At 65.6% G+C, this 23,193-nt stretch carries 19 protein-coding genes; 13 read left to right on the forward strand and 6 right to left on the reverse strand.

The genetic code is table 11. The annotated features are described in order from the left end of the window. Positions 1 to 200 precede the first annotated feature (200 nt). On the forward strand, positions 201 to 947 hold the full coding sequence (locus tag ACN9MV_RS05210; RefSeq protein WP_093056233.1) for a response regulator transcription factor: 747 nt from the start codon (positions 201 to 203) through the stop codon (positions 945 to 947). Positions 948 to 953: 6 nt separating this feature from the next. After that, the gene (locus tag ACN9MV_RS05215; protein ID WP_426391510.1) at positions 954 to 2,804 is read left to right on the forward strand and encodes a histidine kinase; all 1,851 of its coding nucleotides are present in this window, start codon (positions 954 to 956) and stop codon (positions 2,802 to 2,804) included. Positions 2,805 to 2,841: 37 nt separating this feature from the next. Here ACN9MV_RS05215 and ACN9MV_RS05220 read toward each other — a convergent pair whose 3' ends face one another. After that, positions 2,842 to 4,923 (reverse strand): carboxypeptidase regulatory-like domain-containing protein, encoded by a 2,082-nt coding sequence (locus ACN9MV_RS05220; protein WP_426391511.1) that lies wholly within the window; start codon positions 4,921 to 4,923, stop codon positions 2,842 to 2,844. A 129-nt stretch (positions 4,924 to 5,052) separates the two neighbouring features. On the opposite strand from ACN9MV_RS05220, the gene rodA reads away from it, so the two are divergent. The 4 genes from rodA to ACN9MV_RS05240 all read left to right on the forward strand — a co-directional run bounded on the left by rodA (position 5,053) and on the right by ACN9MV_RS05240 (position 9,662). Beyond that, the gene (gene rodA / locus ACN9MV_RS05225) at positions 5,053 to 6,207 is read left to right on the forward strand and encodes a rod shape-determining protein RodA (RefSeq protein WP_093056229.1); all 1,155 of its coding nucleotides are present in this window, start codon (positions 5,053 to 5,055) and stop codon (positions 6,205 to 6,207) included. A gap of 58 nt (positions 6,208 to 6,265) precedes the next feature. After that, on the forward strand, positions 6,266 to 7,726 hold the full coding sequence (gene tldD / locus ACN9MV_RS05230) for a metalloprotease TldD (protein WP_093173034.1): 1,461 nt from the start codon (positions 6,266 to 6,268) through the stop codon (positions 7,724 to 7,726). Between the two features lie 42 nt (positions 7,727 to 7,768). Next, positions 7,769 to 8,308, forward strand: a complete 540-nt coding sequence (locus tag ACN9MV_RS05235; RefSeq protein WP_093056225.1) for a hypothetical protein — start codon at positions 7,769 to 7,771, stop codon at positions 8,306 to 8,308. 235 nt (positions 8,309 to 8,543) lie between these two features. Next, positions 8,544 to 9,662: a 3-deoxy-7-phosphoheptulonate synthase gene (locus tag ACN9MV_RS05240; protein ID WP_426391512.1), complete on the forward strand. Its 1,119-nt coding sequence runs from the start codon at positions 8,544 to 8,546 to the stop codon at positions 9,660 to 9,662. An 8-nt stretch (positions 9,663 to 9,670) separates the two neighbouring features. On the opposite strand, the gene ACN9MV_RS05245 is transcribed toward ACN9MV_RS05240, so the two are convergent. Beyond that, positions 9,671 to 10,189: a cupin domain-containing protein gene (locus ACN9MV_RS05245; protein WP_426391513.1), complete on the reverse strand. Its 519-nt coding sequence runs from the start codon at positions 10,187 to 10,189 to the stop codon at positions 9,671 to 9,673. Beyond that, positions 10,186 to 11,589: a UDP-N-acetylmuramate:L-alanyl-gamma-D-glutamyl-meso-diaminopimelate ligase gene (mpl, locus tag ACN9MV_RS05250; protein ID WP_426391514.1), complete on the reverse strand. Its 1,404-nt coding sequence runs from the start codon at positions 11,587 to 11,589 to the stop codon at positions 10,186 to 10,188. The genes ACN9MV_RS05245 and mpl overlap by 4 nt, the downstream gene beginning before the upstream one ends. Before the next feature lie 111 nt (positions 11,590 to 11,700). On the opposite strand from mpl, the gene ACN9MV_RS05255 reads away from it, so the two are divergent. From ACN9MV_RS05255 to ACN9MV_RS05285, 7 genes are all read left to right on the forward strand, one after another. After that, on the forward strand, positions 11,701 to 12,297 hold the full coding sequence (locus ACN9MV_RS05255; protein ID WP_093173026.1) for a hypothetical protein: 597 nt from the start codon (positions 11,701 to 11,703) through the stop codon (positions 12,295 to 12,297). Next, on the forward strand, positions 12,298 to 12,849 hold the full coding sequence (locus ACN9MV_RS05260; RefSeq protein WP_426391515.1) for a TlpA family protein disulfide reductase: 552 nt from the start codon (positions 12,298 to 12,300) through the stop codon (positions 12,847 to 12,849). It abuts the gene before it with no gap. A 100-nt stretch (positions 12,850 to 12,949) separates the two neighbouring features. Next, complete coding sequence (gene accB, locus ACN9MV_RS05265; protein WP_093056213.1) at positions 12,950 to 13,417, forward strand: acetyl-CoA carboxylase biotin carboxyl carrier protein; 468 nt, start codon at positions 12,950 to 12,952, stop codon at positions 13,415 to 13,417. A 2-nt stretch (positions 13,418 to 13,419) separates the two neighbouring features. Next, positions 13,420 to 14,769, forward strand: coding sequence for an acetyl-CoA carboxylase biotin carboxylase subunit (accC, locus tag ACN9MV_RS05270; protein ID WP_081270245.1), 1,350 nt, complete (start codon positions 13,420 to 13,422; stop codon positions 14,767 to 14,769). Positions 14,770 to 14,783: 14 nt separating this feature from the next. Next, positions 14,784 to 15,674: a 50S ribosomal protein L11 methyltransferase gene (gene prmA, locus ACN9MV_RS05275; protein WP_093078630.1), complete on the forward strand. Its 891-nt coding sequence runs from the start codon at positions 14,784 to 14,786 to the stop codon at positions 15,672 to 15,674. A 52-nt stretch (positions 15,675 to 15,726) separates the two neighbouring features. After that, the gene (locus ACN9MV_RS05280; RefSeq protein ID WP_426391516.1) at positions 15,727 to 17,100 is read left to right on the forward strand and encodes a zinc-ribbon and DUF3426 domain-containing protein; all 1,374 of its coding nucleotides are present in this window, start codon (positions 15,727 to 15,729) and stop codon (positions 17,098 to 17,100) included. A gap of 63 nt (positions 17,101 to 17,163) precedes the next feature. After that, a complete protein-coding gene (locus tag ACN9MV_RS05285; protein WP_093056209.1) occupies positions 17,164 to 18,066 on the forward strand; it encodes a carbohydrate kinase family protein in 903 nt (300 codons plus the stop codon). Between the two features lie 81 nt (positions 18,067 to 18,147). Here the strand turns inward: ACN9MV_RS05285 and ACN9MV_RS05290 are convergent, their stop codons facing one another. The 3 genes from ACN9MV_RS05290 to ACN9MV_RS05300 form a co-directional block, all read right to left on the reverse strand. Next, positions 18,148 to 18,657, reverse strand: coding sequence for a histone H1-like DNA-binding protein (locus tag ACN9MV_RS05290; RefSeq protein ID WP_019656794.1), 510 nt, complete (start codon positions 18,655 to 18,657; stop codon positions 18,148 to 18,150). Between the two features lie 196 nt (positions 18,658 to 18,853). Further along, positions 18,854 to 20,083 carry a ribonucleotide-diphosphate reductase subunit beta gene (locus ACN9MV_RS05295; protein WP_093078633.1) on the reverse strand — a complete coding sequence of 410 codons (1,230 nt, stop codon included), beginning with the start codon at positions 20,081 to 20,083 and terminating at the stop codon, positions 18,854 to 18,856. A gap of 192 nt (positions 20,084 to 20,275) precedes the next feature. Further along, positions 20,276 to 23,191, reverse strand: coding sequence for a ribonucleoside-diphosphate reductase subunit alpha (locus ACN9MV_RS05300; protein ID WP_426391517.1), 2,916 nt, complete (start codon positions 23,189 to 23,191; stop codon positions 20,276 to 20,278). Between the last annotated feature and the right edge of the window lie 2 nt (positions 23,192 to 23,193).

The raw sequence follows: 23,193 nt of genomic DNA on the forward strand, positions 1-23,193 counted from the left end.
GTGTGCCGTGCGTCGGGAATTCAAAAGTACTAAGGCCTTGACCACTGCGGCATGAATGGCCTACGTTCGGGTTACTTGATTTGCATGGGAAGGGGGATATGCCCTGCAAAAAAGCGGCGAAAGTTTCGCGGCGATGCTTCATCGTGGGCATCCCATGAACGGGGGAGGCGTGTATGGATTCCCGGTGCGCGCCGGGGCTTATGCTCATGCCCATGAACACTGAGGCTCAGGACGACGCGACGCTACGCCGCTGGGGTGTGCTGGTCGTCGAAGACGATAGCCGCGCGCGTGCCTTTTTCGAGGCCAGCGTGCAGCGCAGCCCGCGCCTTTTCTGGCTCGGCAGTGCGGGTACGGTGCAGGAAGCGCTGGGTTGGCTGTCCCGCACCACCACCATTCCCGACGTGCTTCTGGTCGATCTCGGCATGCCCGACGGCACCGGGCTCGACGTGATCCGCGACGCCGTGGCGCGCTTTCCCGGCTGCGAGCCGCTGGTAGTGTCTGTTTTCGGCGACGAAGAGAACGTGCTCGCCAGCATCGAGGCGGGTGCCGTGGGCTACATCCACAAGGACGCCGCGCCGGAGGACATCGCGCAGACCATCGTGGAGATGAAGGCAGGTGCCTCGCCGATCTCGCCCATGATCGCGCGGCGCGTGCTCGCGAAGTACCGCAGCCTGCAATCGGCGGCCGTTCCCGGCGCGCCGCCGGGTGCGGCGCCCGAAGCAGCCGCGGACGAATCCGACCGCGGCCTGCTGTCGGCTCGCGAACACGAGGTGCTGACGCTGATCGCGCGTGGCTTCTCGTACGCGGAGATCGCGCGGCTCAAGGGCCTGAGCGTGCACACCGTGCAGACCCACATCAAGAATCTCTACGGAAAGCTCGCCGTGCATTCCAAGAGCGAGGCCGTTTTCGAAGCGACGCGGCTCGGCCTGTTGTCTCATCCGGGCTGAGCACAGATGCGACCAAAATGGGCGTCGCTGCTGATGCTATGGCTGGCGATGCTCCTCGCGGGTATTGCCGGAGTCTCCAGCGCGGCCACGGCCGCGTCCGAGGCGCCGATCGAACTGCGCCAGGGCACCGTGACGACCACGGTCGACGGCGTCACGCGCACCGAGCCGGTCGAGCTGTCCTACCACTGGGACCGCCAGCACAACGGCCGCCCGGGCATGGCGAGCTTCGACCTGCCGTTCACGCTCGAGGCCGAGCCCGAGACGCCGTGGGGCATTTTCATTCCGCGCGTCGGCAACGTCTTCGAGGTGCAGTTGAACGACGCGCTGCTGCAGGTCTACGGCGACCTGGACCGCAGCAACGACGCCGACTACGCCAAGGCGCCCATCTACGTGCCGGTGCCCGGGCGCCTGCTGCGAAAGGGGGACAACCTCCTGCAGATCCGTCTGCACGCCGACACCGCCCGGCGCGCGGGGCTGTCTCAAGTGGTCATCGGGCCGGCCGCGCCGGTTCGCACCGAACTCTTCGAGAGCGCCTATGCATGGCGCTTCACCGGCTCGGTGCTGCTGATGGCCTTCAGCCTGATCGTCGGCGGCATCGCGCTGGCGCTGTGGCTGACGCAGGTCGACGCCGATGCCAAGGGCGCCCAGCGGCGCGACGGCATCTACTTCTGGGCCGCGCTGGCGGAGTTCTGCTGGGCGGTGCGGGTGGCCGACGGCGTCATCGCCGAGCCTCCCCTGTCCTGGGGGCCCTGGGGCGTGCTGATGGCCGCCTGCTATGCGGGCTGGGCTGCCTCTTCCATGATGTTCGTCTACCACCTCGCGGGGTGGGGGCGCGACCGCCGCTACCAGTGGGTGCGCTGGCCTATTGCGGGCATCGTGGTCGCTACGGTGCTGTTCAGCGCGCTGTCGCTGCAGCGCGAGGAGCCGATGTGGCTCACCGGCTGGCTTGCCGTCCAGATCGTGTTCGTCCTGGCCTTCGTCAGCGCCTTCGCCGTCGACACCCTGCGCAAACCGAGCGCCGAGCGTTTGCTGGTGGCCGGCGCCGCTCTGGTGACAGTGATGTTCGGCGTGCGCGACTGGCTGGTGATCCGCCTCAGCGATGCCTATGGCGAGACCACCTGGGTGCGCTATTCGTCGGTGTTCTTCGGCGTGGCGCTGCTGCTGATCGTGCTGCGGCGCTTTCGTGCGGCGAGCGTGCTGGCGCGCGGATCGGTCGCGGCCCTGGCCGAGCGGGTGGCCCAGCGCGAACGCGAGCTGGCGGCCACGTACGCCGAACTCGAGGCCGCGGCGCGTGACCAGGCGCGCACCCACGAGCGCGAACGCATCCTGCGCGAAATGCACGACGGCATGGGCTCGCACATCACTTCGGCGATCCGGCAGCTGCAGTCGGGCCAGACCAGCTCGGGCGACCTGCTGCGCACGCTACGCGATTCGCTGGACCAGCTCAAGCTGCAGATCGATTCGATCCACCTGCCGCCGGGCGACGTGGGTGCGCTGCTGGCGGCGGCGCGCTACCGGCTGGAACCCCGCCTGGCGTCTTCGGGCATTGAGTTCGAATGGGCGGTGGACGAGGTGGAGCCGGTAGAGCGGCTCGGCGCGCAAGGCATGCGGCAGTTGCAGTTCCTGCTGTTCGAGGCGATCTCCAACGTGCTGCAGCACGCCCAGGCCACCGTGCTGCGATTCGAGGCCGGGATGCAGGGCACGACGGTGCAACTGCGGGTGATCGACAACGGCAAGGGCTTCGACGCCGTGAAGCATCGGCCGCGGTCGCTGGCGGAGCGTTCGGGGGCCATCGGGGCCCGGCTGACGGTTGAAAGCCGACCTGGGCGCACGGTCGTTCAACTCGAGTTCGATTGAGAACCCCGCGCCCGATACGGGGCCCTCGGATGTTCATTCAGAACTGCTTGTAGAACAGCACGTAGCGCGTGATGCCGAGGCTGCGCGCGTTGTAGGCCTCGAACGCCAGGTAATGCACCCGCGTGCCTTCGGCGTACTGCTTGCCAGCAGCGCTGTCGCAATGCGTGTCGCCGGCCGTCTCGGCGGAGCAGTCGATCACCGCCTTGCGCGCCGTGGAGGACAGCGCGATGTTGTCGTTGAAACGGGTGCCTGACTTGGCGAAGCCGTAGGCCGTCAGCACGGCGGGGGCCAGCGCGCCGCTCGGCACGACCCACGCATCCTGGTTGCCAGTGACGCTGATGTCCAGGATGTTCGGCTGACCCGCACTGTTCGCGGGGTAGACCAGGCCAGCGTTGGCATTGGTGCGGGCGACCAGCTGGGTGCGCATGGGCGGCGCCAGGTCGAACAGCGGCTGCTGGCGGATCTCGCCGATCGTTGCTGCGCGAGAGAGAGTGCGCTCGTACTGGATCACGTTGGGTACGCCCGGCTTCGCGTGCACGAACTCGAATTTCCACACGCTTTGGTCCTGCAACTGGCTGATCTGCGTGTCGGTGTATTGGGGGTCGAGCAACCCGATGCCGGGCTCCCGGCTCGCCAGGCTGCCGGGCGTCGACGGGTTCTCGTAGATGCCGCGCAGATTGATGCCGTTGTTGAGCTCCGGCGTGCCGTCGGGCCTGGTCACCACGAGGAACGACAGGCCGGGTTGCGGGATGAAGGTCAGGACCTTGTTCAGCGGCGAAGTCACGATGACCTTGCTGAAGACTGCCGCGCCGCCTTCCTGCCGATTCCGGATCGGGATGCCGTAACCCGTGGTGTACGAGTTGAATGCGGGGGAGTTGATCATGTCGCGGTAAGCGAACACCGGGCGCACGTTGGAGGCGTAGACATGGCCGTCCCCGGCGAGTTTGAGCGTGCTGCCCACCTTGCGCACGGTGACGGTGCCGAAGGTGACGTTGTCTCCCACGTCGGTTGCGCGGTAGCTGAGTGCCAGGTCGCCGTTCGGGCGGAAGAACTCGAAGTTGGCGCGGTCCCAGGTGCGGCCCGTGTTTTCTGGGCGGAAGAGGCTGGTGAAGCCGCCCTGGTTGTTGGCGTCGCGGCCCACGCCGAAGCCGCTGTGGAGGTAGCCGGCAGGGTCGTCGCCGACGAAGAGTTCGCGGCAGGCGGGTGCGATCACATCAGTCGGCCCGCCGGTCACTGCCGTTGTGTCGTTCGGCGCGGTGACGCGCTGCGACAGCGGCAGCCGATAGCACGCGTTCAGGCGGTCGACCAGGTCGGCCAGCAAGGGCGGCGGGGGAAGGCCGGCCAGTTGGTCCGGCGTGATGCCCGGCGGCAGAGCCGGAACGGAGGCGTCGCTGCTACGGAAGATGATGGAGGCCGGCGCAGCGCTGTCGCCCGCCGGCAGACCCTTCACCGTGATCTCGATGTTGGCGGCGCCGCTGTCGGGGCGCACGCTGACCAGCAGCGCGTCGAGTACCTTGTCGTGCCCGGTGCCGTCGGCGCTGAACTGGCCGGTGATCGGATCGAAGGTGGCCTGCCCGAGGGCGTCCAGCACCGGCTTCAGCGCGGCAACGAGCGCGGCTGTCTGCTGTTGCAGGCGCGCGTCGGTCACGGTGCCGGCGTCGGCCTGGATGGCCGCCGCCAGATTGGCGGGGCGACCATCCGGCGAGAGCCGAGAGACGATGACCGTGGTCAGCGGCGTGATGTTGGCGGTGCCGCCGTTGTTGGCGAGCGTGCTGTAAAGCGACTGGTCGTCGCGCACCGCGGTGATTACGAGGGGAGCCTTGGTGGCTGCGGACAGCGCGCAGCGGTAGGTGCCTTGCCCGTCGGTCTGGGTGGTGCAGACCGTCGCGCCGCTTTGATCCTGGACCGTGACGGTGGCGCCACCGAAGGCCGCGCCGGTGGCGGCCGTGCCGCTCAGGGTGGGCGAGGTCGAAGCAGAGGAATTCGGGGTGGACGAGTTACCCGAGCCGGCCAGTCCGAAGGGCAGCCCTGAGCTCCCTCCGCCGCCACCGCCGCCGCACGCGACGACCGAAATGCAAAGACCTGTCACGAGCGACAAGCGCAGACGTTGAGACGCCATCCGATCCTCCCTTTTTTATGAATCCCCGAATGTAAGAGCAAGGGGCGAACGACCCGTGACAGTCGGGGATGGGGATTTCCACGGGGGGACACGCGCCGGGGATTCGTATAAGCCGGATAATCCGCCCTCATGTCTGCCGTGTTCAATCAGCCCTCCCTGGCGCGCCGCATTGCGCCCATCTTCCAGGGCTTCGACGGCTTTCTGGCCTTCGCCGTGCTGCTGCTCGCGTTCGCCGGGCTGCTGACCATGTATTCCTCGGGCTACGACCATGGCTCGCGCTTCGTCGACCATGGCCGCAACATGCTGCTGGCCGGTTTCATCATGTTCGTGGTGGCGCAGGTGCCGCCGCAGCGGCTGATGCTGGCTGCCGTGCCGCTCTACACGATGGGCGTGGCGCTGCTGGTGGCGGTGGCGCTGTTCGGCATCACCAAGAAGGGCGCGCAGCGCTGGATCAACGTGGGCGTGGTGATCCAGCCCAGCGAAATCCTGAAGATCGCGATGCCGCTGATGCTGGCCTGGTGGTTCCAGCGACGAGAAGGCCAGTTGCGGCCGCTCGACTTCGTGGTGGCGACGGTGCTGCTGGCGGTGCCGGTCGGGCTCATCATGAAACAGCCCGACCTGGGCACCTCGCTGCTGGTGCTGGCCGCCGGGCTGGCGGTGATCTTCTTTGCCGGGCTGCCGTGGAAGCTGATCGTGCCGCCGGTGCTGATCGGCGCGGTGGCCGTGACGCTGATCGTGGGCTTCGAGTCGAGGCTGTGCGCCGACGGGGTCGACTGGCGCGTGCTGCACGACTACCAGAAGCAGCGCGTGTGCACGCTGCTCGACCCGAGCAAGGACCCGCTGGGCAAGGGCTTCCACATCATCCAGGGGATGATCGCCATCGGTTCGGGCGGGGTGGGCGGCAAGGGCTTCATGCAGGGTACGCAGACGCACCTCGAATTCATTCCCGAGCGGACCACCGACTTCATCTTTGCCGCCTATTCCGAGGAATTCGGGCTGATGGGCAACCTGGCGCTGATTTCGGCCTTCATCCTGCTGATCTTCCGGGGGCTGGTGATCGCGACCAATGCGGCGACCTTGTTCTCGCGCCTGCTGGCGGGGGCGGTCACCATGATTTTCTTCACCTATGCCTTCGTGAACATGGGCATGGTGAGCGGCATCCTGCCGGTGGTGGGGGTGCCGCTGCCGTTCATCAGCTATGGCGGCACGGCCATGGTGACGCTGGGGCTGGGGCTGGGGATCCTGATGTCGATCGCCCGGGCAAGGAAGCTGGCGCAGAACTAGTAGCGCCTGAGTGCCCTTTGGGGCAGCGCGGAAGAGGGCGGCTGCCTAGAATGTCGCGATGATCTCTCGCGAACCCACCATCGAGCGCCTCGCCACGGCGCAACAGCTCCTTCTCACGCCGTTCGGCCTCGACGAATCGCATCTGAGCAAGGCCTTGGCCGAGATCACCGCGCACCGGGTGGATGACGCCGACCTGTACTTCCAGTACACGCGCAGCGAGGGCTGGAGCCTCGAAGAGGGCATCGTCAAGACCGGGAGCTTCAGCATCGACCAGGGCGTCGGCGTGCGCGCGGTCAGTGGCGAGAAAACTGCTTTTGCCTATTCGGACGACATTTCCGAGGCCTCGCTGCTCGACGCGGCGCGCACGGTGCGCTCCATTTCCTCCGCCGGCCGCACAGGCCGTGTGAAGACGCCGGCCCGCAAGATCGCATCGAGCCGCTCGCTCTACGACGGTATCGACCCCATTTCCACGCTCGACAGCACCACCAAGGTGAAGCTGCTCGAAAAGGTCGAAAAGCTGGCCCGCTCGCGCGATCCGCGCGTGGCGCAGGTCATGGCGGGCCTGGCGAGCGAGTACGACGTGGTGCTCGTGGCCCGTGCCGACGGCACGCTGGCCGCCGACGTGCGTCCGCTGGTGCGCCTGTCGGTCACGGTGATCGCAGAGCAGAACGGCCGTCGCGAAATCGGCTCCGGCGGTGGTGGTGGGCGTTTCGGCCTGGCCTATTTCACCGACGAACAGATCGCCGAGTACGTCGACCATGCCGTGAAGGCCGCCCTGACCAACCTCGACGCACGCCCGGCACCCGCCGGCGAAATGACCGTGGTGCTCGGCTCCGGCTGGCCCGGCATCCTGCTGCACGAAGCCATCGGCCACGGGCTCGAGGGCGACTTCAACCGCAAGGGCTCGAGCGCGTTCTCGGGCCGCATCGGCCAGCGCGTGGCGGCCAAGGGCGTCACGGTGCTCGATGACGGCACGATCGCCGACCGTCGCGGCTCGCTCAACGTCGACGACGAGGGCAACGCCAGCCAGCGCAACGTGCTGATCGAGGACGGCATCCTCAAGGGCTACATCCAGGACTCGCTCAACGCGCGCCTCATGAAGGTCAAGCCCACCGGCAACGGCCGGCGCGAAAGCTACGCACACGTGCCGATGCCGCGCATGACCAACACCTACATGCTCAGCGGCGACAAGGATCCGAAGGAAATCGTCGCGAGCATCAAGAAGGGCCTCTACGCCACCAACTTCGGCGGCGGGCAGGTCGACATCACGAGCGGCAAGTTCGTGTTTTCGGCCAGCGAGGCCTACTGGGTCGAGAACGGCAAGATCCAGTACCCGGTGAAGGGCGCGACCATCGTGGGCAACGGCCCCGACGCACTCACCCGCGTGACCATGATCGGCAACGACATGGCGCTCGACTCGGGCGTCGGCACCTGCGGCAAGGAAGGCCAGAGCGTGCCCGTGGGCGTCGGCCAGCCGACGTTGCGCATCGATGGTTTGACCGTAGGCGGTACGGCCTGAGGGCTTGTTAAGCTGCGCTCCTTTCACAACAAGGAGCGTTCGATGAGGATCAGGATCAATTCGTCCGCGGCTCTGTGGGCCGTGACTGCCGTGGTGGTGCTGGCAAGCGCAGGTTGCGCGTCGCGCGGCGGCTCCGGCGGCAGCCAGCCCGCGGCTGCGCCGGCACCTGCAGCCGCCCCCGCGGCACCGGCGCGCGGCGGCGCGAAGGCCGGCATGGATGCCCAGGGCAATGTGGTCGACTCGTCGAAGGTCGAAGCCGGCAGTGGCCGCACCGTCAAGGGCCTCAACGGCTACGAAGGCGAAATCACCGGCAACCCGGCACGCAACAGCAAGTTCGCGCGCCTTCAGATCGGCATGAGCGCCAGGCAGGTCACCGACCTCGCGGGTCCGCCGACCGATCAGGGCGCGTACGTGACGGGCAAGGCCTTCATTCCGTTCTATTTCGGCAGCGATCGCCACCGTTTCGAAATGACCTACAAGGGCCAGGGCCGCCTCATCTTCGCGGGTGGCGGCATGGGCGAATACACCAGCGGCAACCTGATCTGGATCATCCACAACGCGAACGAGTCGGGCTACCGGTAAACAACGCCGCGCCCGGCCGCTTGATCGGGTTTTTGCTTTCCGTGCTACATTTCGCGCACATGTCCGCCCTCCGCGCTTATTTCTTTGCCTACTTTTGGTTCCCGGTTTCCGGCGGACGAGAGGCGAGCGCGTAAAGCAAACGAACACCCTCCCAAAACCGCCGGTGCCCTGAGCCCCGGCGGTTTTTTTTTGCCCCTGCGATATCCACTCAAACCCGACAGACAAGGAAGCAACCATGAGCACGAACACTGCCCCCGCCAGCGACAGCTGGTATGCGAGCGTCGAAAAAACCAGCAAGACCGACGACGAACGCATCAAGGACATCAACGTGCTGCCCCCTCCCGAACATCTGATCCGCTTTTTCCCGATCCGCGGCACGCCCGTTGAAACCCTGATCGAAGGCACCCGCCGCAATATCCACAACATCATGGCCGGCAAGGACGACCGGCTGCTGGTGATCATGGGTCCCTGCTCGATCCACGACCCGGCTGCCGCGCTCGAATATGCCCGCCGCCTCAAGGTCGAGCGCGAGAAATACGCCGGCACGCTGGAAATCGTGATGCGCGTGTACTTCGAGAAGCCGCGCACGACTGTCGGCTGGAAGGGGCTCATCAACGACCCGTACCTCGACGAAAGCTTCCGCATCGACGAAGGCCTGCGCATCGCGCGCCAGCTGCTGATCGACATCAACCGCATCGGCCTGCCGGCGGGCAGCGAGTTCCTCGACGTGATCTCGCCGCAGTACATCGGCGACCTGATCTCCTGGGGCGCCATCGGTGCACGCACCACCGAAAGCCAGGTGCATCGCGAACTGGCCTCGGGGCTCTCGGCGCCCATCGGCTTCAAGAACGGCACCGACGGCAACATCCGCATCGCCACCGACGCCATCCAGGCGGCGGCGCGCGGCCATCACTTCCTGTCGGTGCACAAGAACGGCCAGGTCGCGATCGTGCAGACCAACGGCAACCGCGACTGTCACGTGATCCTGCGCGGCGGCAAGGCGCCGAACTACGACGCCGCCAGCGTCGAAGCCGCCTGCAAGGACCTCGAGGCCGCCAAGCTGCCGCCCACGCTGATGGTCGATTGCAGCCATGCCAACAGCTCCAAGCAGCACCAGAAGCAGATCGACGTGGCGAAGGACATCGCCGCGCAGATTGCCGGCGGCTCGAACCGGGTCTTCGGCGTGATGGTCGAAAGCCACCTGCAGCCGGGCGCCCAGAAGTTCACGCCGGGCAAGGACCAGCTGTCGGGCCTGGAATACGGCAAGAGCATCACCGACGCCTGCCTGGGATGGGACGATTCGGTACGGGTGCTCGACACGCTCTCGAAGGCGGTCAAGCAGCGCCGGGGCTGAAGCCCGGGCTAGAGCATCCTGGCCAGGTCAGGCCAATGGTGCCGCATCGACGCAGCTTCGTCGCTGTCGGTCGGCACCATCGAAAAGTCGGCGAAATCGAAGCCCGGCCCGACCATGCAGGCGACCAGTGTGTAGTCGCCTGAACTGTGGCCCTGGATCGGCCGGGCCGCTTGCCATTGGCCGGCGGGCACCACATGCTGGGGACGCGTGCCGTGCGCATCGACCGGGCCCAGCCGCACATGGGCCGGCGCTGTGCGCATTGCGGCGTCGCAGGTCCACAGCGTGAGCGGTACGCCTTCCAGATGCACCCAGACTTCGTCGGACAGCACCCGGTGCCAGCGCGAATGCTGGCTCGCTTCGAGCAAAAAGTAGATGCTGGTCAGCGCGCTGCGCGGCGCGCGACCGTCGGTGGGCGTGACGCTCGATGCTGAGCGGAACACCTCGCCGTACCAGCCGCCCTCGGGGTGGGGCTGCAGCTTCAGGGTCTCGATCAGTTCGTGGGCGCGTGTGAGCGGCATGGCGGTCATGATGCCGTCGCCGTGCGCAGCGCCGCAAGCAGTTTGTCGTGCACGCCGCCGAAGCCGCCGTTGCTCATGCAGACGATGTGATCGCCCGGGCGGGCCGCGGCCACGATCTGCTTCACCAGCGGCTCGATGGCCCCGGCCACCTGTGCGCGGCCGCCCATCGGCGCGAGCGCCGCAGCGGCGTCCCAGTCGAGCCCGGCCGTGTGGCAGAACGACAGGTCGGCTGCCTCCAGGCTCCAGGGCAGCTGCGCCGCCATGACGCCCAGCTTCATCGTGTTGCTGCGCGGCTCGAAGGCCGCGAGGATGCGCTCACTTTGCTTGCCAGCAGCATCCAGCTTCTTGCGCAGGCCGTCGAGCGTGGTGCGAATGGCTGTCGGGTGGTGGGCGAAGTCGTCGTAGACCGTGATCGCGCCACCGCCTCGCTCGACCGTGCCGCGCAGCTCCATACGCCGGCGCACATTGCGGAAGCTGCCCAGCGCACGGGCTGCCTCGGCCGGCGCCACGCCCACATGTTCGGCCGCGGCGATGGCGGCCAGCGCGTTCATCTGGTTGTGCAGGCCCGAGAGCTCCCATTCGACTCGGCCTACCAACTCGCCCCGCTGCAGCACGTCGAAGGCGTCGTGCGTGCCGCGCGCCTGCCATTCACCATTCGTGCCGAAGCGCGCGAGTTCGCTCCAGCAGCCCTGGGCCAGCACACGCTGCAGGCTTTCTTCGGTGGCATTCACTACCAGCCGCCCCGTGCTCGGCACGGTGCGAACGAGGTGATGAAACTGTCGTTCGATGGCTGCAAGATCATCGAAGATGTCCGCGTGATCGAACTCGAGGTTGTTCAGCACGGCGGTGCGCGGCCGGTAGTGCACGAACTTGCTGCGCTTGTCGAAGAAGGCCGTGTCGTACTCGTCGGCCTCGATCACGAAGGCCGGTCCATCGCCCAGCCGGGCCGAGACGCCGAAGTCCAGCGGCACGCCGCCCACCAGGAAACCGGGCGCCTTGCCGCCCTTTTCCAGCACCCAGGCCAGCATCGAGGTGGTCGTCGTCTTGCCGTGCGTACCGGCCACCGCCAGCACGTGGCGGCCGAGCAGCACATGCTCGGCCAGCCACTGCGGACCGCTGGTGTAGGGCTTGCCGGCGTCGAGGATGGCTTCCATCAGCGGGAACTTGGGGCTTCCGTCGGGCAGCCGCGCGCGGGACACCACGTTGCCGACCACGAACATGTCGGGCGCCAGGGAAAGCTGGTCGGCGCCGAAGCCCTCGATCAGGTCGATGCCGAGGGCGCGCAGCTGATCGCTCATCGGGGGGTACACGCCGGCGTCGCAGCCCGTGACCCGGTGGCCTGCCTCGCGCGCCAGGGCGGCCACGCCACCCATGAACGTGCCGCAGATACCCAGAATATGAATGTGCATCGGTCGATTCTAGGGAAGCGATGTGCTGCGCCCGTGCCTGGGCCACGTGTTTGTCCCGCGCTTCGTACTGATGTTGCTGTGTGGGGCGCGTACTGCGGGCAAAATGCCCCGATGGACACGTCCAAGCGTGAAATTGCCGCCACTGCAGCCCGCCTCGTTGTCGAGGAGGGACTGGAATATGGTCCGGCCAAGCGCCGGGCTCTGCGTGACCTGGGCCTTTCGGCGCGCACCGCGCTGCCCAACAACGACGAGGTCGAGGCCGAGGTGCGCGAGTACATCGAGCTTTTCTGCGCCGATACCCAGCCGCAGGAGTTGCATGCATTGCGGCTGCTTGCGCTCGAATGGATGGAGCGCATGGCCGTCTTCCGCCCTCATGTGGGCGGCGCCGTGTGGCACGGAACGGCCACCCGGTTGTCAGACATTTATATTCAGTTGTTTTGCGATGATTCCAAATCGGCCGAAATCGCCCTGATCGATCACCACGTGGACTACGAGCCGCGCATGGTGACCGGCTTTCATGGCGAGCAGGTCGAGGCCCTGAGCGTGCACGCCCCGAGCCGTGCACTCGGCGAGGAAATCGGCGTGCACCTGCTGGTCTACGACCTCGACGACCTGCGCGGGGCCTTGAAGCCCGACGCGCAGGGGCGCGTGCCGCGTGGCGATCTGCCCGCATTGCGCCGACTGATTGAACGAGAAAAGGACAAGTGAATGACTTCTTCGCCCACCCGACGCGGCATGCTCTATGCCGGCGTGGCGGCAGCGGCTGCGGCCGCCGGGCTCGGCGGCGCATGGTGGAAGGAGCGCAGCAGCAGTGGCGCAGCGGGCGGGGAGATGCTCGACGCGGCCTTCTGGGCCCAAAGCTTCGAGCGCCCGGAGGGTGGTGACCTCGTCCTGTCGAGCCTGCGCGGCAAGCCGCTGCTGCTCAACTTCTGGGCGACGTGGTGCCCGCCCTGTGTTGAAGAAATGCCGATGATCGACGCTTTCTTCCGTGCAAATGGCGCCAACGGCTGGCAAGTGGTTGGATTGGCCATCGATCAACCCAGCGCCGTGCGCAAGTTCCTGCAACGCACGCCCGTCACCTATCCGACCGGCCTGGCCGGCCTTCAGGGTACGGAGCTGGTCAAGAATCTGGGCAATACGAGTGGCGGTTTGCCTTTCACGCTGGTCCTGAATGCGAACGGCTCCGTGGCCGCCCGTAAAATGGGCAAGCTCGAGACCACCGACCTGGACACTTGGCGACGCGAACTGGTTCATGGTTAGAATCAGTTCCTTACGCTGGCGTTAGACGCCGAACGCCGAAAATCACCGATTTTCGAACAAGTTATGTCCTGAAGACCGGCTCAGCCGGCACTGGAGTCCCATGGATCTGCGCAAACTCAAGACACTGATCGATCTGGTGTCCGAATCGAATATTTCCGAGTTGGAAATCACCGAAACCGAAGGCAAGGTTCGCATCGTGAAGGGCGGCGGCGCCGCTCCGGTGCAGTATGTGCAAACCCTGGCGGCGCCTCAGGCGGCTGCCGCACCGGCCGCAGCTGGCGCTCCCGCTGCACCCGCCGTGGCCAGCGCACCGGCGGCCGAAGCCGCTCCGGCCGGCCATGCCGTGAAGTCGCCCATGGTCGGCACCTTCTACCGTTCGTCCAGCCCGGGCGCTGCTGCGTTCGTCGAGGTTGGCAGCAAAGTCAACGAAGGCGACACCATCTGCATCATCGAAGCGATGAAGATCCTCAATGAAATCGAGGCCGACAAGTCCGGCACGATCACCCAGATCCTCGGCGAAAACGGCCAGGCGGTCGAATACGGACAGCCGCTGTTCATCATCGAGTGACCATGTTCAAGAAGATCCTGGTTGCAAACCGGGGGGAGATTGCCCTCCGGATTCAGCGTGCCTGCAGCGAGCTCGGCATCAAGGCCGTGATGGTGTATTCCGAAGCCGACCGCGACGCGAAGTACATCAAGCTGGCCGAAGAAGCCGTGTGCATCGGCCCGGCCCCCTCGGCGCAGAGCTATCTCAACATGCCGGCGATCATTTCGGCGGCCGAAGTGACCGATGCCGAAGCGATTCACCCCGGCTACGGCTTCCTGAGCGAGAACGCGAACTTCGCCGAACGCGTGGAGCAGAGCGGTTTCCAGTTCATCGGCCCGACGCCTGACAACATCCGCACGATGGGCGACAAGGTGTCGGCCAAGCAGGCCATGATCAAGGCCGGCGTGCCTTGCGTGCCCGGCTCCGAGGGTGAGCTCTCGGACGACGCCGCCACCAACAAGCGCATCGCGCGTGCCATCGGCTACCCGGTCATCATCAAGGCGGCGGGCGGCGGCGGTGGTCGCGGCATGCGCGTGGTGCACACCGAGGCGGCTCTGGTCAACGCGATCCAGATGACCAAGGCGGAAGCCGGCGCGGCCTTCAACAATCCGGCCGTGTACATGGAGAAGTTTCTCCAGAACCCGCGCCACATCGAAATCCAGATCCTCGCGGACAAGCACAAGAACGCGGTCTACCTGGGCGAGCGCGACTGCTCCATGCAGCGCCGCCACCAGAAGGTGATTGAGGAATCGCCCGCACCGGGCATTCCGCGCAAGCTGATCGAGAAGATCGGCGAGCGCTGTGCGGCCGCCTGCAAGAAGATCAACTACCGCGGTGCCGGCACCTTCGAGTTTCTCTACGAGAACGGCGAGTTCTATTTCATTGAAATGAACACGCGCGTGCAGGTGGAGCACCCGGTGACCGAGTTCACCACCGGCATCGACATCGTCAAGACGCAGATCATGGTGGCGGCCGGCGAAAAGTTGCCGTTCACGCAGCGCCAGATCCAGATGCACGGCCACGCCATCGAATGCCGCATCAATGCCGAAGACGCGTGGAAGTTCACGCCGTCGCCGGGCCGTATCACGATGTGGCACCCGCCGGGCGGCCCAGGCGTTCGCGTCGACTCGCATGCGTACACCAACTACTTCGTGCCGCCGAACTACGACTCCATGATCGGCAAGATCATCGTCTACGGCGACACGCGCGAGCAGGCCATGGCCCGCATGCGCACGGCGCTCAACGAAACCGTGATCGAAGGCATCCAGACCAACATCCCGCTGCACCGCGAGCTGATGGTCGATTCCAAGTTCATGACCGGCGGCACCAACATCCACTACCTTGAAGAGTGGCTGGCTGCGCACAAGCGCTGACCCGGGACGCCGCGATGTTCGAACTCCGCCTGATGGCGCCGGAAGACCGGGTCGAAACGCTCGGTGAAGCGCTCGATGCACTCGATGCATTGAGCGTGTCGGTGGAAGACGCCGACGCGCAGACCGACGCAGAGCAGGCGCTTTTCGGCGAGCCGGGCATGCCGCCGCCGAAGGAGGGCTGGCAGCGTTCGCGCGTGATCGCGCTGTTCCCCGACGAGGCGCTCGCCAAAGAGGCCGCGTCGGTGCTCGCGCTGCAAGACTTCTTCGAAGGCTGCGAGGTGCTCGGCATCGCGCCGGTGCCTGAGCAAGACTGGGTGCGCCTGACGCAATCGCAGTTCGCTCCCGTCGAGATCACGCCCGAGTTCTGGATCGTGCCGACGTGGCATGAGCCACCCGAGCAGGCAAAGCAGGTGATTCGGCTCGATCCGGGCCTGGCCTTCGGCACCGGCACGCATCCCACCACGCGCATGTGCCTGCGGTGGATTGCGACGCAGGGCGACGGCGTGCTGGCTAACCAACGCGTGCTCGACTACGGCTGCGGCTCCGGCATTCTTGCGATCGGTGCGGCGAAGTTCGGCGCCACCGACATCGACGCTGTCGACATCGACGAAGCCGCGGTTTCGTCGACCCGGCTCAATGCCGAGGCCAACGGCGTCCGGCTGAACGCGGGCCTGCCCGAAGCGGCGAAGGGCCACTACGACACCGTGCTCGCCAACATCCTGGCCACGCCGCTCAAGGTGCTCGCGCCGTTGCTGCGCAGCCATGTGAAGGCGGGCGGATCGCTGGTGATGGCCGGCATCCTCGAGCGCCAGGCCGATGAATTGAAAGAGGCCTACGCGCCGTACGCAACGCTCGAAGTCAGCGACACCGAGGACGGCTGGATCCTCATGACCGCGCGCTGCTGAGCCGCCTTGCGCCCCTCCCGTGGCGGGGGCTCGACCCTACAATCGCCCGGTCATGAGTCTCGTCACGCGCTGCCCCGCCTGCACCACCACCTTCAAGGTGGTGCGCGACCAGCTTCGCATCTCTGATGGCTGGGTGCGCTGCGGCCGATGCAGCCATGTGTTCGACGCCACGCTTGATCTGCACGAGGCGCCCGATGGCGCAGCGCCGCCAGTGCAGGGCGGTGGCTACATGCCGGGGCTGGTCGAGTCCGCCTCGGAGCCCAAGGTCGCGCCCGAACTTCCTGCGCCACCGCCGCCGCTCGAGTTGGAGCCCTCGTCGCCTGCCGAAGATGCGGACTTCTTCGACGACGAGCCCGAGCAGCAACCTCGGCATGCGCTGCCCCCGGAGGCTCCAGCGCCTGCACCGACACCGGCGTTGCCACCACCACCTCCAGCAGCGCTCGAGTTCTCGCTGTCATTGCCCGAACACGGCATCGTCGCCGACGAGCCATGGTCCGACCTCGACGTCAGCGAACCCGCGTGGAAGCCGCCACCGAGCACGCTGCCGCCGTTCCCGAACATCGACCTGAACCTCGCGTCGCCGCCGCCCGCGCCACCACCCCCGGCGCCGCCCCTGCCCGTCGCCCCGCGCATCAAGGCAATGCGCGGGCTGATGATCGAGCGAGCGAGCGACGACGGCGCTGAAGGGGAGCGCGAGCAGGAAGAAAAAGACCACGACCAGGTGCAGATGCAGAAGGCGCTGCGCCGCGCCCGCATCAAGTCGGCCAAGATCGCGAGCGCCAAGGCGCGTGAGGAGCGTGCAGCTGCGAAGGCTTCGCCTGTTGTGGTGCAGGCCGAAAGCGAGTCCGACCTTGCGCTCTCCCCGGATTTCGAACTGCCAATAGGGCATCCCTTCGCGGACGACGACGAGTCCTTCGAGAGGGCAACCGGCTTCTGGCAGCGCAAGAGCGTGCGCATCGTGCTGGTCCTGCTGGCGGTGATTGCCGTGCTGCTGCTCATCCTGCAGGTCATCCGCCACGAGCGCGACGGCATTGCCGCGCGCCAGCCCAATCTGCGGCCCGCCTTGGCGGCACTGTGCCAATACACGGGCTGCGAACTCGCGGCCCTGCGCCAGATCGGCGACATCGTGATCGAAGGCGCGGCCTTCGCGCGCGAGAAGAGTGGGGGCAACGACTACCGTCTGAGCTTCACCCTGCGCAATGGCGCCACCGTGCCGCTCGCGATGCCCGCCGTCGAGCTCTCGCTGCTCGACACGCAGGAGCGCGCCGTCGTGCGCCGCGTGTTGTTGCCGGCGGACTACGGTGCGCCGACGGTGCTGCAGGCCCGAGCCGACCGCGCGGCCTCGCTGCCACTGACCTTGTCCGCTTCGGAAGCCGCAGCGCTACCGCCGATCGCGGGTTACCGCGTCGAAGCTTTCTATCCCTGAGCGGGGCGCCTGCCTGCACGCGTCCTTTTCTCTTTCATCCACCATTCAACCAACGGCTCAACCATGGCAGCAGTGATTTGCGGGTCCCTCGCGTTCGACACCATCATGACTTTCGAGGGCCGGTTCGCCGACCAGATTCTTCCGGACCAGCTGCACATCCTCAATGTGTCGTTCCTGGTGCCGACGCTACGGCGCGACTTCGGTGGCTGTGCCGGCAACATCGCCTACAGCCTCAATGCACTGGGCGGCACTGCGCTACCGATGGCCACGCTCGGCAGCGACGGCGCCTCGTACCTCGAGCGCATGCGCTCGCTGGGCATCGACACCGAGTTCGTGCGCCAGCTCGACGACACCTTCACCGCGCAGGCGATGATCATGAGCGACGTCGACAACAACCAGATCACCGCCTTCCACCCCGGCGCGATGCAGCAGGCGCACATCACGAAGGTGGCCGCGCGCGACGACATCAAGCTCGGCATCATCGCGCCCGATGGCCGCGACGCGATGCTGCAGCACGCGGAGCAGTTCGCTGCCGCCGGCATTCCGTTCGTGTTCGATCCGGGTCAGGGCTTGCCGATGTTCGACGGCGAGGCGCTGCGTCATTTCGTCGATCTCGCGAGCTGGGTGGTGGTGAACGACTACGAAGGAAAGATGCTGTCGCAGCGCACCGGCTGGAGCCTGGCCGAGATCTCGAAGCGCGTGCGCGGCCTGGTGGTCACGCTGGCGGCCGAGGGCTGCGAGATCTGGACCGACGGCGAGCGCGAGCACGTGCCGGGCGTGGTGGCCACCGAAGTGGTCGAGCCCACGGGCTGCGGCGACGCATGGCGTGGCGCGCTGCTGTTCGGTCTGGAAAAGGGTTGGCCGCTGGCGCAGTGCGCAGCGCTGGGTAACAAGGTCGGCGCGATCAAGATCGCGCAGCGTGGCCCGCAGAACTACGAGATCGACCGCAAGGCCCTGGGCCTCTGATCTTCTTCCCGCAGAAGCGCCAATAAAAAAGCCCGACACCGCGAGGTGCCGGGCTTTGCGCCTTCAAGGCCGCTGAGAAACTCAGGGCTTGCTGGCCGTGGGGAACGGCCAGGCTGCCTGGGGATTCAGCGTCGTTTGCGCCGCAGGGGCAGGCGCTACGGCTGCAGCCTTGGCGGGCGCAGCGGCCTTGGGAGCCTTCTTTGCAGCAGGCTTTTTGGCAGCAGGCTTTTTCGCGGCTTTCTTGGCCGCAGCCTTTTTCGCAGGCGCCTTCTTGGCAGCAGCCTTCTTCGCAGGCGCCTTCTTGGCGGCGGCCTTCTTTGCCGGGGCCTTCTTGGCAGCAGCCTTCTTCGCAGGCGCCTTCTTCGCTACGGCCTTCTTCGCCGGAGCCTTCTTGGCAGCGGCCTTCTTGGCCGGTGCTGCCTTCTTGGCGGCTACCTTCTTCGCAGGAGCCTTCTTGGCAGCGACCTTCTTGGCCGGTGCCTTCTTGGCGGCTACCTTCTTTGCCGGAGCCTTCTTAGCGGCCACAGCCTTCTTTGCCGGAGCCTTCTTTGCAGCGGCTTTCTTAGCCGGCGCTTTCTTTGCAGTTGCCATTTCTATTTCTCCTTGATCAAGTTGAAAAAATCAACCTATTGAAGCACTCCACGCACGTTGGGTAGCGTGAAGCGATTCATGGCGTTGAGATCTGAGCCCCAGCACCATGAACACCTGAGCCCCAGTCCATGCCGCGCTCTTTGGCGCGATCGGTGGCAAGGGCAATTCTTGAATTCATTAATTCTTGTCGAAAGATTCAATCCCAGGAGAGCGCACCACCCGACTGGTACTCGATCACGCGGGTTTCGAAAAAGTTGCGCTCTTTCTTCAGGTCAATCATTTCGCTCATCCAGGGGAACGGATTTTCTTCGTTCGGGAAGAGCGTTTCGAGGCCGATCTGCTGTGCACGCCGGTTGGCGATGTAGCGCAGGTAGCCCTTGAACATGGAGGCGTTCATGCCGAGCACGCCACGTGGCATGGTGTCTTCGGCGTATTTGTATTCGAGCTCGACGGCGCGCATGAAGAGCGCCTTGATCTCGGCCTTGAACTCGGAGGTCCAGAGGCCGGGGTTTTCGAGCTTGAGCTGGTTGATCAGGTCGATGCCGAAGTTGCAGTGCATCGACTCGTCACGCAGGATGTACTGGTACTGCTCGGCAGCGCCGGTCATCTTGTTCTGGCGGCCCAGCGCGAGGATCTGCGTGAAGCCGACGTAGAAGAACAGGCCTTCCATCAGGCAGGCGAACACGATGAGCGACTTGAGCAGCGTCTGGTCGGTCTCGTGGGTGCCGGTCTTGAAGTTCGGGTCGCTGATGGCGTCGATGAACGGGATCAGGAACTGGTCCTTCTCGCGGATCGACGGCACTTCGTTGTAGGCGTTGAAGATCTCGCTCTCGTCCAGGCCGAGCGACTCGACGATGTACTGGTACGCGTGCGTGTGGATCGCTTCCTCGAAGGCCTGGCGCAGCAGGAACTGGCGGCATTCGGGGGCCGTGATGTGGCGATAGGTGCCCAGCACGATGTTGTTGGCGGCCAGCGAGTCGGCGGTCACGAAGAAGCCGAGGTTGCGCTTGACGATGCGGCGCTCGTCTTCGGTCAGGCCGTTCGGGTCTTTCCAGAGCGCGATGTCGCGCGTCATGTTCACTTCCTGCGGCATCCAGTGGTTGGCGCAGGTGGCGAGGTACTTTTCCCACGCCCACTTGTACTTGAACGGCACCAACTGGTTGACGTCGGTCTGGCCGTTGATGATGCGCTTGTCGGAAGCCTTGACGCGTTGGGTGGCAGCAGGCGTTGCTACTGCGGCGGCGGCAACTGGACGCACGACCGCGCCGTCATCGAGCGCGCGGAGCGCGGGTTGCGCAATCGACGAAGTCGGAGCGTCCACCGAACGGCCTGCGGGCAAGCCGCTGGTCGATGCGTTGTGGTGCTGCAATCCTTGTTGCATATCCTTTGGTAAGGAGGGCTTGACTTCTTCGTCCCAGGTCAACATAGAAAAATCCAATGCTCAAATTATCGGAGTAACGATGTGAGTTGCAAAGTGCTCGTTCACATCGCACGCCATTTATGTGGTTGTTATGTTGCTCGCATGCATCGCGCGATGTCAGTCAATGCCTTCATTGAGTGAACGTCGCGCGATTTTTTGCATGCACCTCACTGACTCACTGTCGCGAGCATCGACGCGTTATTGGCACGCTTCACAGGTCGGATCGTCCACACCGCAGAACGCGATGTCGGTGGCGGGCATTGCGCTCATCTGTGCCTTCGCTGCAGCAGCGGCGGCTTCGAGTGCGCTCATGCCCGAGGGTGCGTCGTTGCCCGACGACACCGCGTTGAGACGGCCCGATTGCACCGTCGACTTCTCGGCGTGCGTCGCGCTCTGCGTACGCAGGTAGTACGTGGTCTTCAGGCCGCGCAGCCATGCGAGCTTGTAGGTGTCGTCGAGCTTCTTGCCCGATGCACCGGCCATGTAGATGTTCAGCGACTGCGCCTGGTCGATCCACTTCTGGCGACGCGCAGCGGCTTCGACCAGCCACGTGGTTTCGACTTCGAACGCGGTGGCGTAGAGCGCCTTCACATCCTGCGGCACGCGGTCGATAGGACGCAGCGAACCGTCGAAGTGCTTCAGGTCCATCACCATCACGTCGTCCCACAGGCCCAGGCGCTTCAGGTCGCGCACCAGGTAGTGGTTGATCACGGTGAATTCGCCCGACAGGTTCGACTTGACCGACAGGTTGCCGAAGCAGGGTTCGATCGACGCGTCCACGCCGATGATGTTCGAGATGGTCGCCGTCGGTGCGATGGCCACGCAGTTCGAATTGCGCATGCCGTCGGCCTTGATCTTCGAGCGCAGCGCGTCCCAGTCGAGGGTGGCCGAGCGGTCGACCTCGACGTAGCCGCCGCGTGCCTTTTCCAGCAGGTCGAGCGAGTCGATCGGCAGGATGCCCTTGTCCCACAACGAGCCCTTGTAGCTCGAGTACTTGCCGCGCTCGCGCGCCAGGTCGGTCGAGGCCCAGTAGGCGTGGTAGCAGATGGCTTCCATCGACTCGTCGGCGAACTGCACGGCCTCTTGTGAGGCGTACGGAATGCGCAGTTCGTACAGCGCGTCCTGGAAGCCCATCAGGCCCAGGCCGACCGGACGGTGGCGCAGGTTCGAGTCGCGCGCCTTCTTCACGGCGTAGTAGTTGATGTCGATCACGTTGTCGAGCATGCGCATCGCCGTGGAGATCGTCTTCTTCAGCTTTTCCTGGTCGACCTTGCCGCCCTTCAGATGCTGCAGCAGGTTCACGGAACCCAGGTTGCAGACGGCGGTTTCGGTGTCGCTGGTGTTCAGCGTGATCTCGGTGCAGAGGTTCGACGAGTGCACCACGCCGGCGTGCTGCTGCGGCGAGCGCACGTTGCAGGCGTCCTTGAACGTGATCCAGGGGTGGCCGGTCTCGAACAGCATCGTGAGCATCTTGCGCCACAGGTCGGTCGCCTGGATGGTGCGCGCGGGCTTGATGTCGCCGCGGGCAGCCTTCTCTTCGTAGGCCACGTAGGCCTTCTCGAAGTCGGCGCCGAACAGGTCGTGCAGGTCGGGCACGTTGGAGGGCGAGAACAGCGTCCAGGTGCCCTTTTCCATCACGCGGCGCATGAACAGGTCGGGGATCCAGTTGGCGGTGTTCATGTCGTGCGTGCGGCGGCGGTCGTCGCCGGTGTTCTTGCGCAGCTCCAGGAACTCCTCGATGTCGAGGTGCCAGGTTTCGAGATACGTGCAGACAGCGCCCTTGCGCTTGCCGCCCTGGTTCACGGCCACTGCCGTGTCGTTCACCACCTTCAGGAACGGCACCACGCCCTGCGATTCGCCGTTCGTGCCCTTGATGTGGCTGCCGAGCGCGCGAACGCGGGTCCAGTCGTTGCCCAGGCCGCCGGCGAACTTCGACAGCAGCGCGTTTTCCTTGATCGACTCGTAGATGCCGTCGAGGTCGTCGGGCACCGTGGTCAGGTAGCAGCTCGACAGCTGCGAGCGCAGCGTGCCGGCGTTGAACAGCGTGGGCGTGCTCGACATGAAGTCGAACGACGACAGCACTTCGTAGAACTCGATGGCGCGGGCTTCGCGGTCGATTTCGTTCAGTGACAGGCCCATGGCCACGCGCATGAAGAAGGCCTGCGGCAGCTCGATGCGGGTCTTGCGCACGTGCAGGAAGTAGCGGTCGTACAGGGTCTGCAGGCCGAGGTAGTCGAACTGGTTGTCACGCTCGGCCTTCAGCGCCGCGCCCAGGCGGGGCAGGTCGTACTGCAGCAGCTTTTCGTCGAGCAGGTCGTTGTCCACGCCCTTCTTGATGAACTGCGGGAAGTAGTCGGCGTAGGCGGTGGCGCGGTCGACCGGCATCACTTCGCGGCCGATGATCTCCTTGAAGATCGTGTGCAGCAGCAGGCGCGCGGTGGCGAAGGTGTAGTCGGGGTCTTTCTCGATCAGCGTACGGGCCGCCAGGATCGAAGCCTTGTAGACCTCGTCGAGCGGCACGCCGTCGTACAGGTTGCGCATCGTCTCGGCGACGATCGGTGCGGACGTGATGCTGTCGCCCAGGTTTTCGCAGGCCGACTCGATCAGGCCCTTGAGTTCGTTCAGGTCAAGGGTGACGAGCTCGCCGTTGTCCAGCACGTGCAGTGCGGGCGCGGCCGGCACGTCTTGCTCGCCCTGCTTCGAGCGCTCCTGCGTGCGGCGTTCGCGGTACAGCACGTAGGCGCGGGCAATTTCATGATGGCCGCCGCGCATCAGGCCGAGTTCGACCTGGTCTTGCACGTCTTCGATGTGGAAGGTGCCGCCGCCCGGACGCGAGCGCACCAGCGCGCGGATCACGCCCTGCGTGAGCACGTCGACCGTTTCGCGCACGCTGGCCGAAGCCGCGCCCTGAGTGCCGTGCACGGCCAGGAAGGCTTTCATCATCGCGATGGCGATCTTGTTCGGCTCGAAGGGCACGACAGCGCCGTTGCGGCGGATGATCTGGTAGTGGGCCAGGTTCTGGCCGGTGGGGGAGCCAGCAGTGTCTCGCTGCTGCTGTGGTGGCGTCGAGGGAACGGCACGCGGGGTCGATTGGGGGTTCAGGGCAGTTTGCATTC

Origin of the sequence: Variovorax sp. R-27 (genome assembly GCF_049913215.1) — a bacterium.
Classification (GTDB): Bacteria; Pseudomonadota; Gammaproteobacteria; order Burkholderiales; family Burkholderiaceae_C; genus Variovorax.

Bases quoted from the DNA above. Each gene is read 5' to 3' on its own strand.
- ACN9MV_RS05210 (WP_093056233.1), top strand. From the start codon at position 201: ATGCTCATGCCCATGAACACTGAGGCTCAGGACGACGCGACGCTACGC.
- ACN9MV_RS05215 (WP_426391510.1), top strand. From the start codon at position 954: ATGCGACCAAAATGGGCGTCGCTGCTGATGCTATGGCTGGCGATGCTC.
- ACN9MV_RS05220 (WP_426391511.1), bottom strand. From the start codon at position 4,923: ATGGCGTCTCAACGTCTGCGCTTGTCGCTCGTGACAGGTCTTTGCATT.
- rodA (WP_093056229.1), top strand. From the start codon at position 5,053: ATGTCTGCCGTGTTCAATCAGCCCTCCCTGGCGCGCCGCATTGCGCCC.
- tldD (WP_093173034.1), top strand. From the start codon at position 6,266: ATGATCTCTCGCGAACCCACCATCGAGCGCCTCGCCACGGCGCAACAG.
- ACN9MV_RS05235 (WP_093056225.1), top strand. From the start codon at position 7,769: ATGAGGATCAGGATCAATTCGTCCGCGGCTCTGTGGGCCGTGACTGCC.
- ACN9MV_RS05240 (WP_426391512.1), top strand. From the start codon at position 8,544: ATGAGCACGAACACTGCCCCCGCCAGCGACAGCTGGTATGCGAGCGTC.
- ACN9MV_RS05245 (WP_426391513.1), bottom strand. From the start codon at position 10,189: ATGACCGCCATGCCGCTCACACGCGCCCACGAACTGATCGAGACCCTG.
- mpl (WP_426391514.1), bottom strand. From the start codon at position 11,589: ATGCACATTCATATTCTGGGTATCTGCGGCACGTTCATGGGTGGCGTG.
- ACN9MV_RS05255 (WP_093173026.1), top strand. From the start codon at position 11,701: ATGGACACGTCCAAGCGTGAAATTGCCGCCACTGCAGCCCGCCTCGTT.
- ACN9MV_RS05260 (WP_426391515.1), top strand. From the start codon at position 12,298: ATGACTTCTTCGCCCACCCGACGCGGCATGCTCTATGCCGGCGTGGCG.
- accB (WP_093056213.1), top strand. From the start codon at position 12,950: ATGGATCTGCGCAAACTCAAGACACTGATCGATCTGGTGTCCGAATCG.
- accC (WP_081270245.1), top strand. From the start codon at position 13,420: ATGTTCAAGAAGATCCTGGTTGCAAACCGGGGGGAGATTGCCCTCCGG.
- prmA (WP_093078630.1), top strand. From the start codon at position 14,784: ATGTTCGAACTCCGCCTGATGGCGCCGGAAGACCGGGTCGAAACGCTC.
- ACN9MV_RS05280 (WP_426391516.1), top strand. From the start codon at position 15,727: ATGAGTCTCGTCACGCGCTGCCCCGCCTGCACCACCACCTTCAAGGTG.
- ACN9MV_RS05285 (WP_093056209.1), top strand. From the start codon at position 17,164: ATGGCAGCAGTGATTTGCGGGTCCCTCGCGTTCGACACCATCATGACT.
- ACN9MV_RS05290 (WP_019656794.1), bottom strand. From the start codon at position 18,657: ATGGCAACTGCAAAGAAAGCGCCGGCTAAGAAAGCCGCTGCAAAGAAG.
- ACN9MV_RS05295 (WP_093078633.1), bottom strand. From the start codon at position 20,083: ATGTTGACCTGGGACGAAGAAGTCAAGCCCTCCTTACCAAAGGATATG.
- ACN9MV_RS05300 (WP_426391517.1), bottom strand. From the start codon at position 23,191: ATGCAAACTGCCCTGAACCCCCAATCGACCCCGCGTGCCGTTCCCTCG.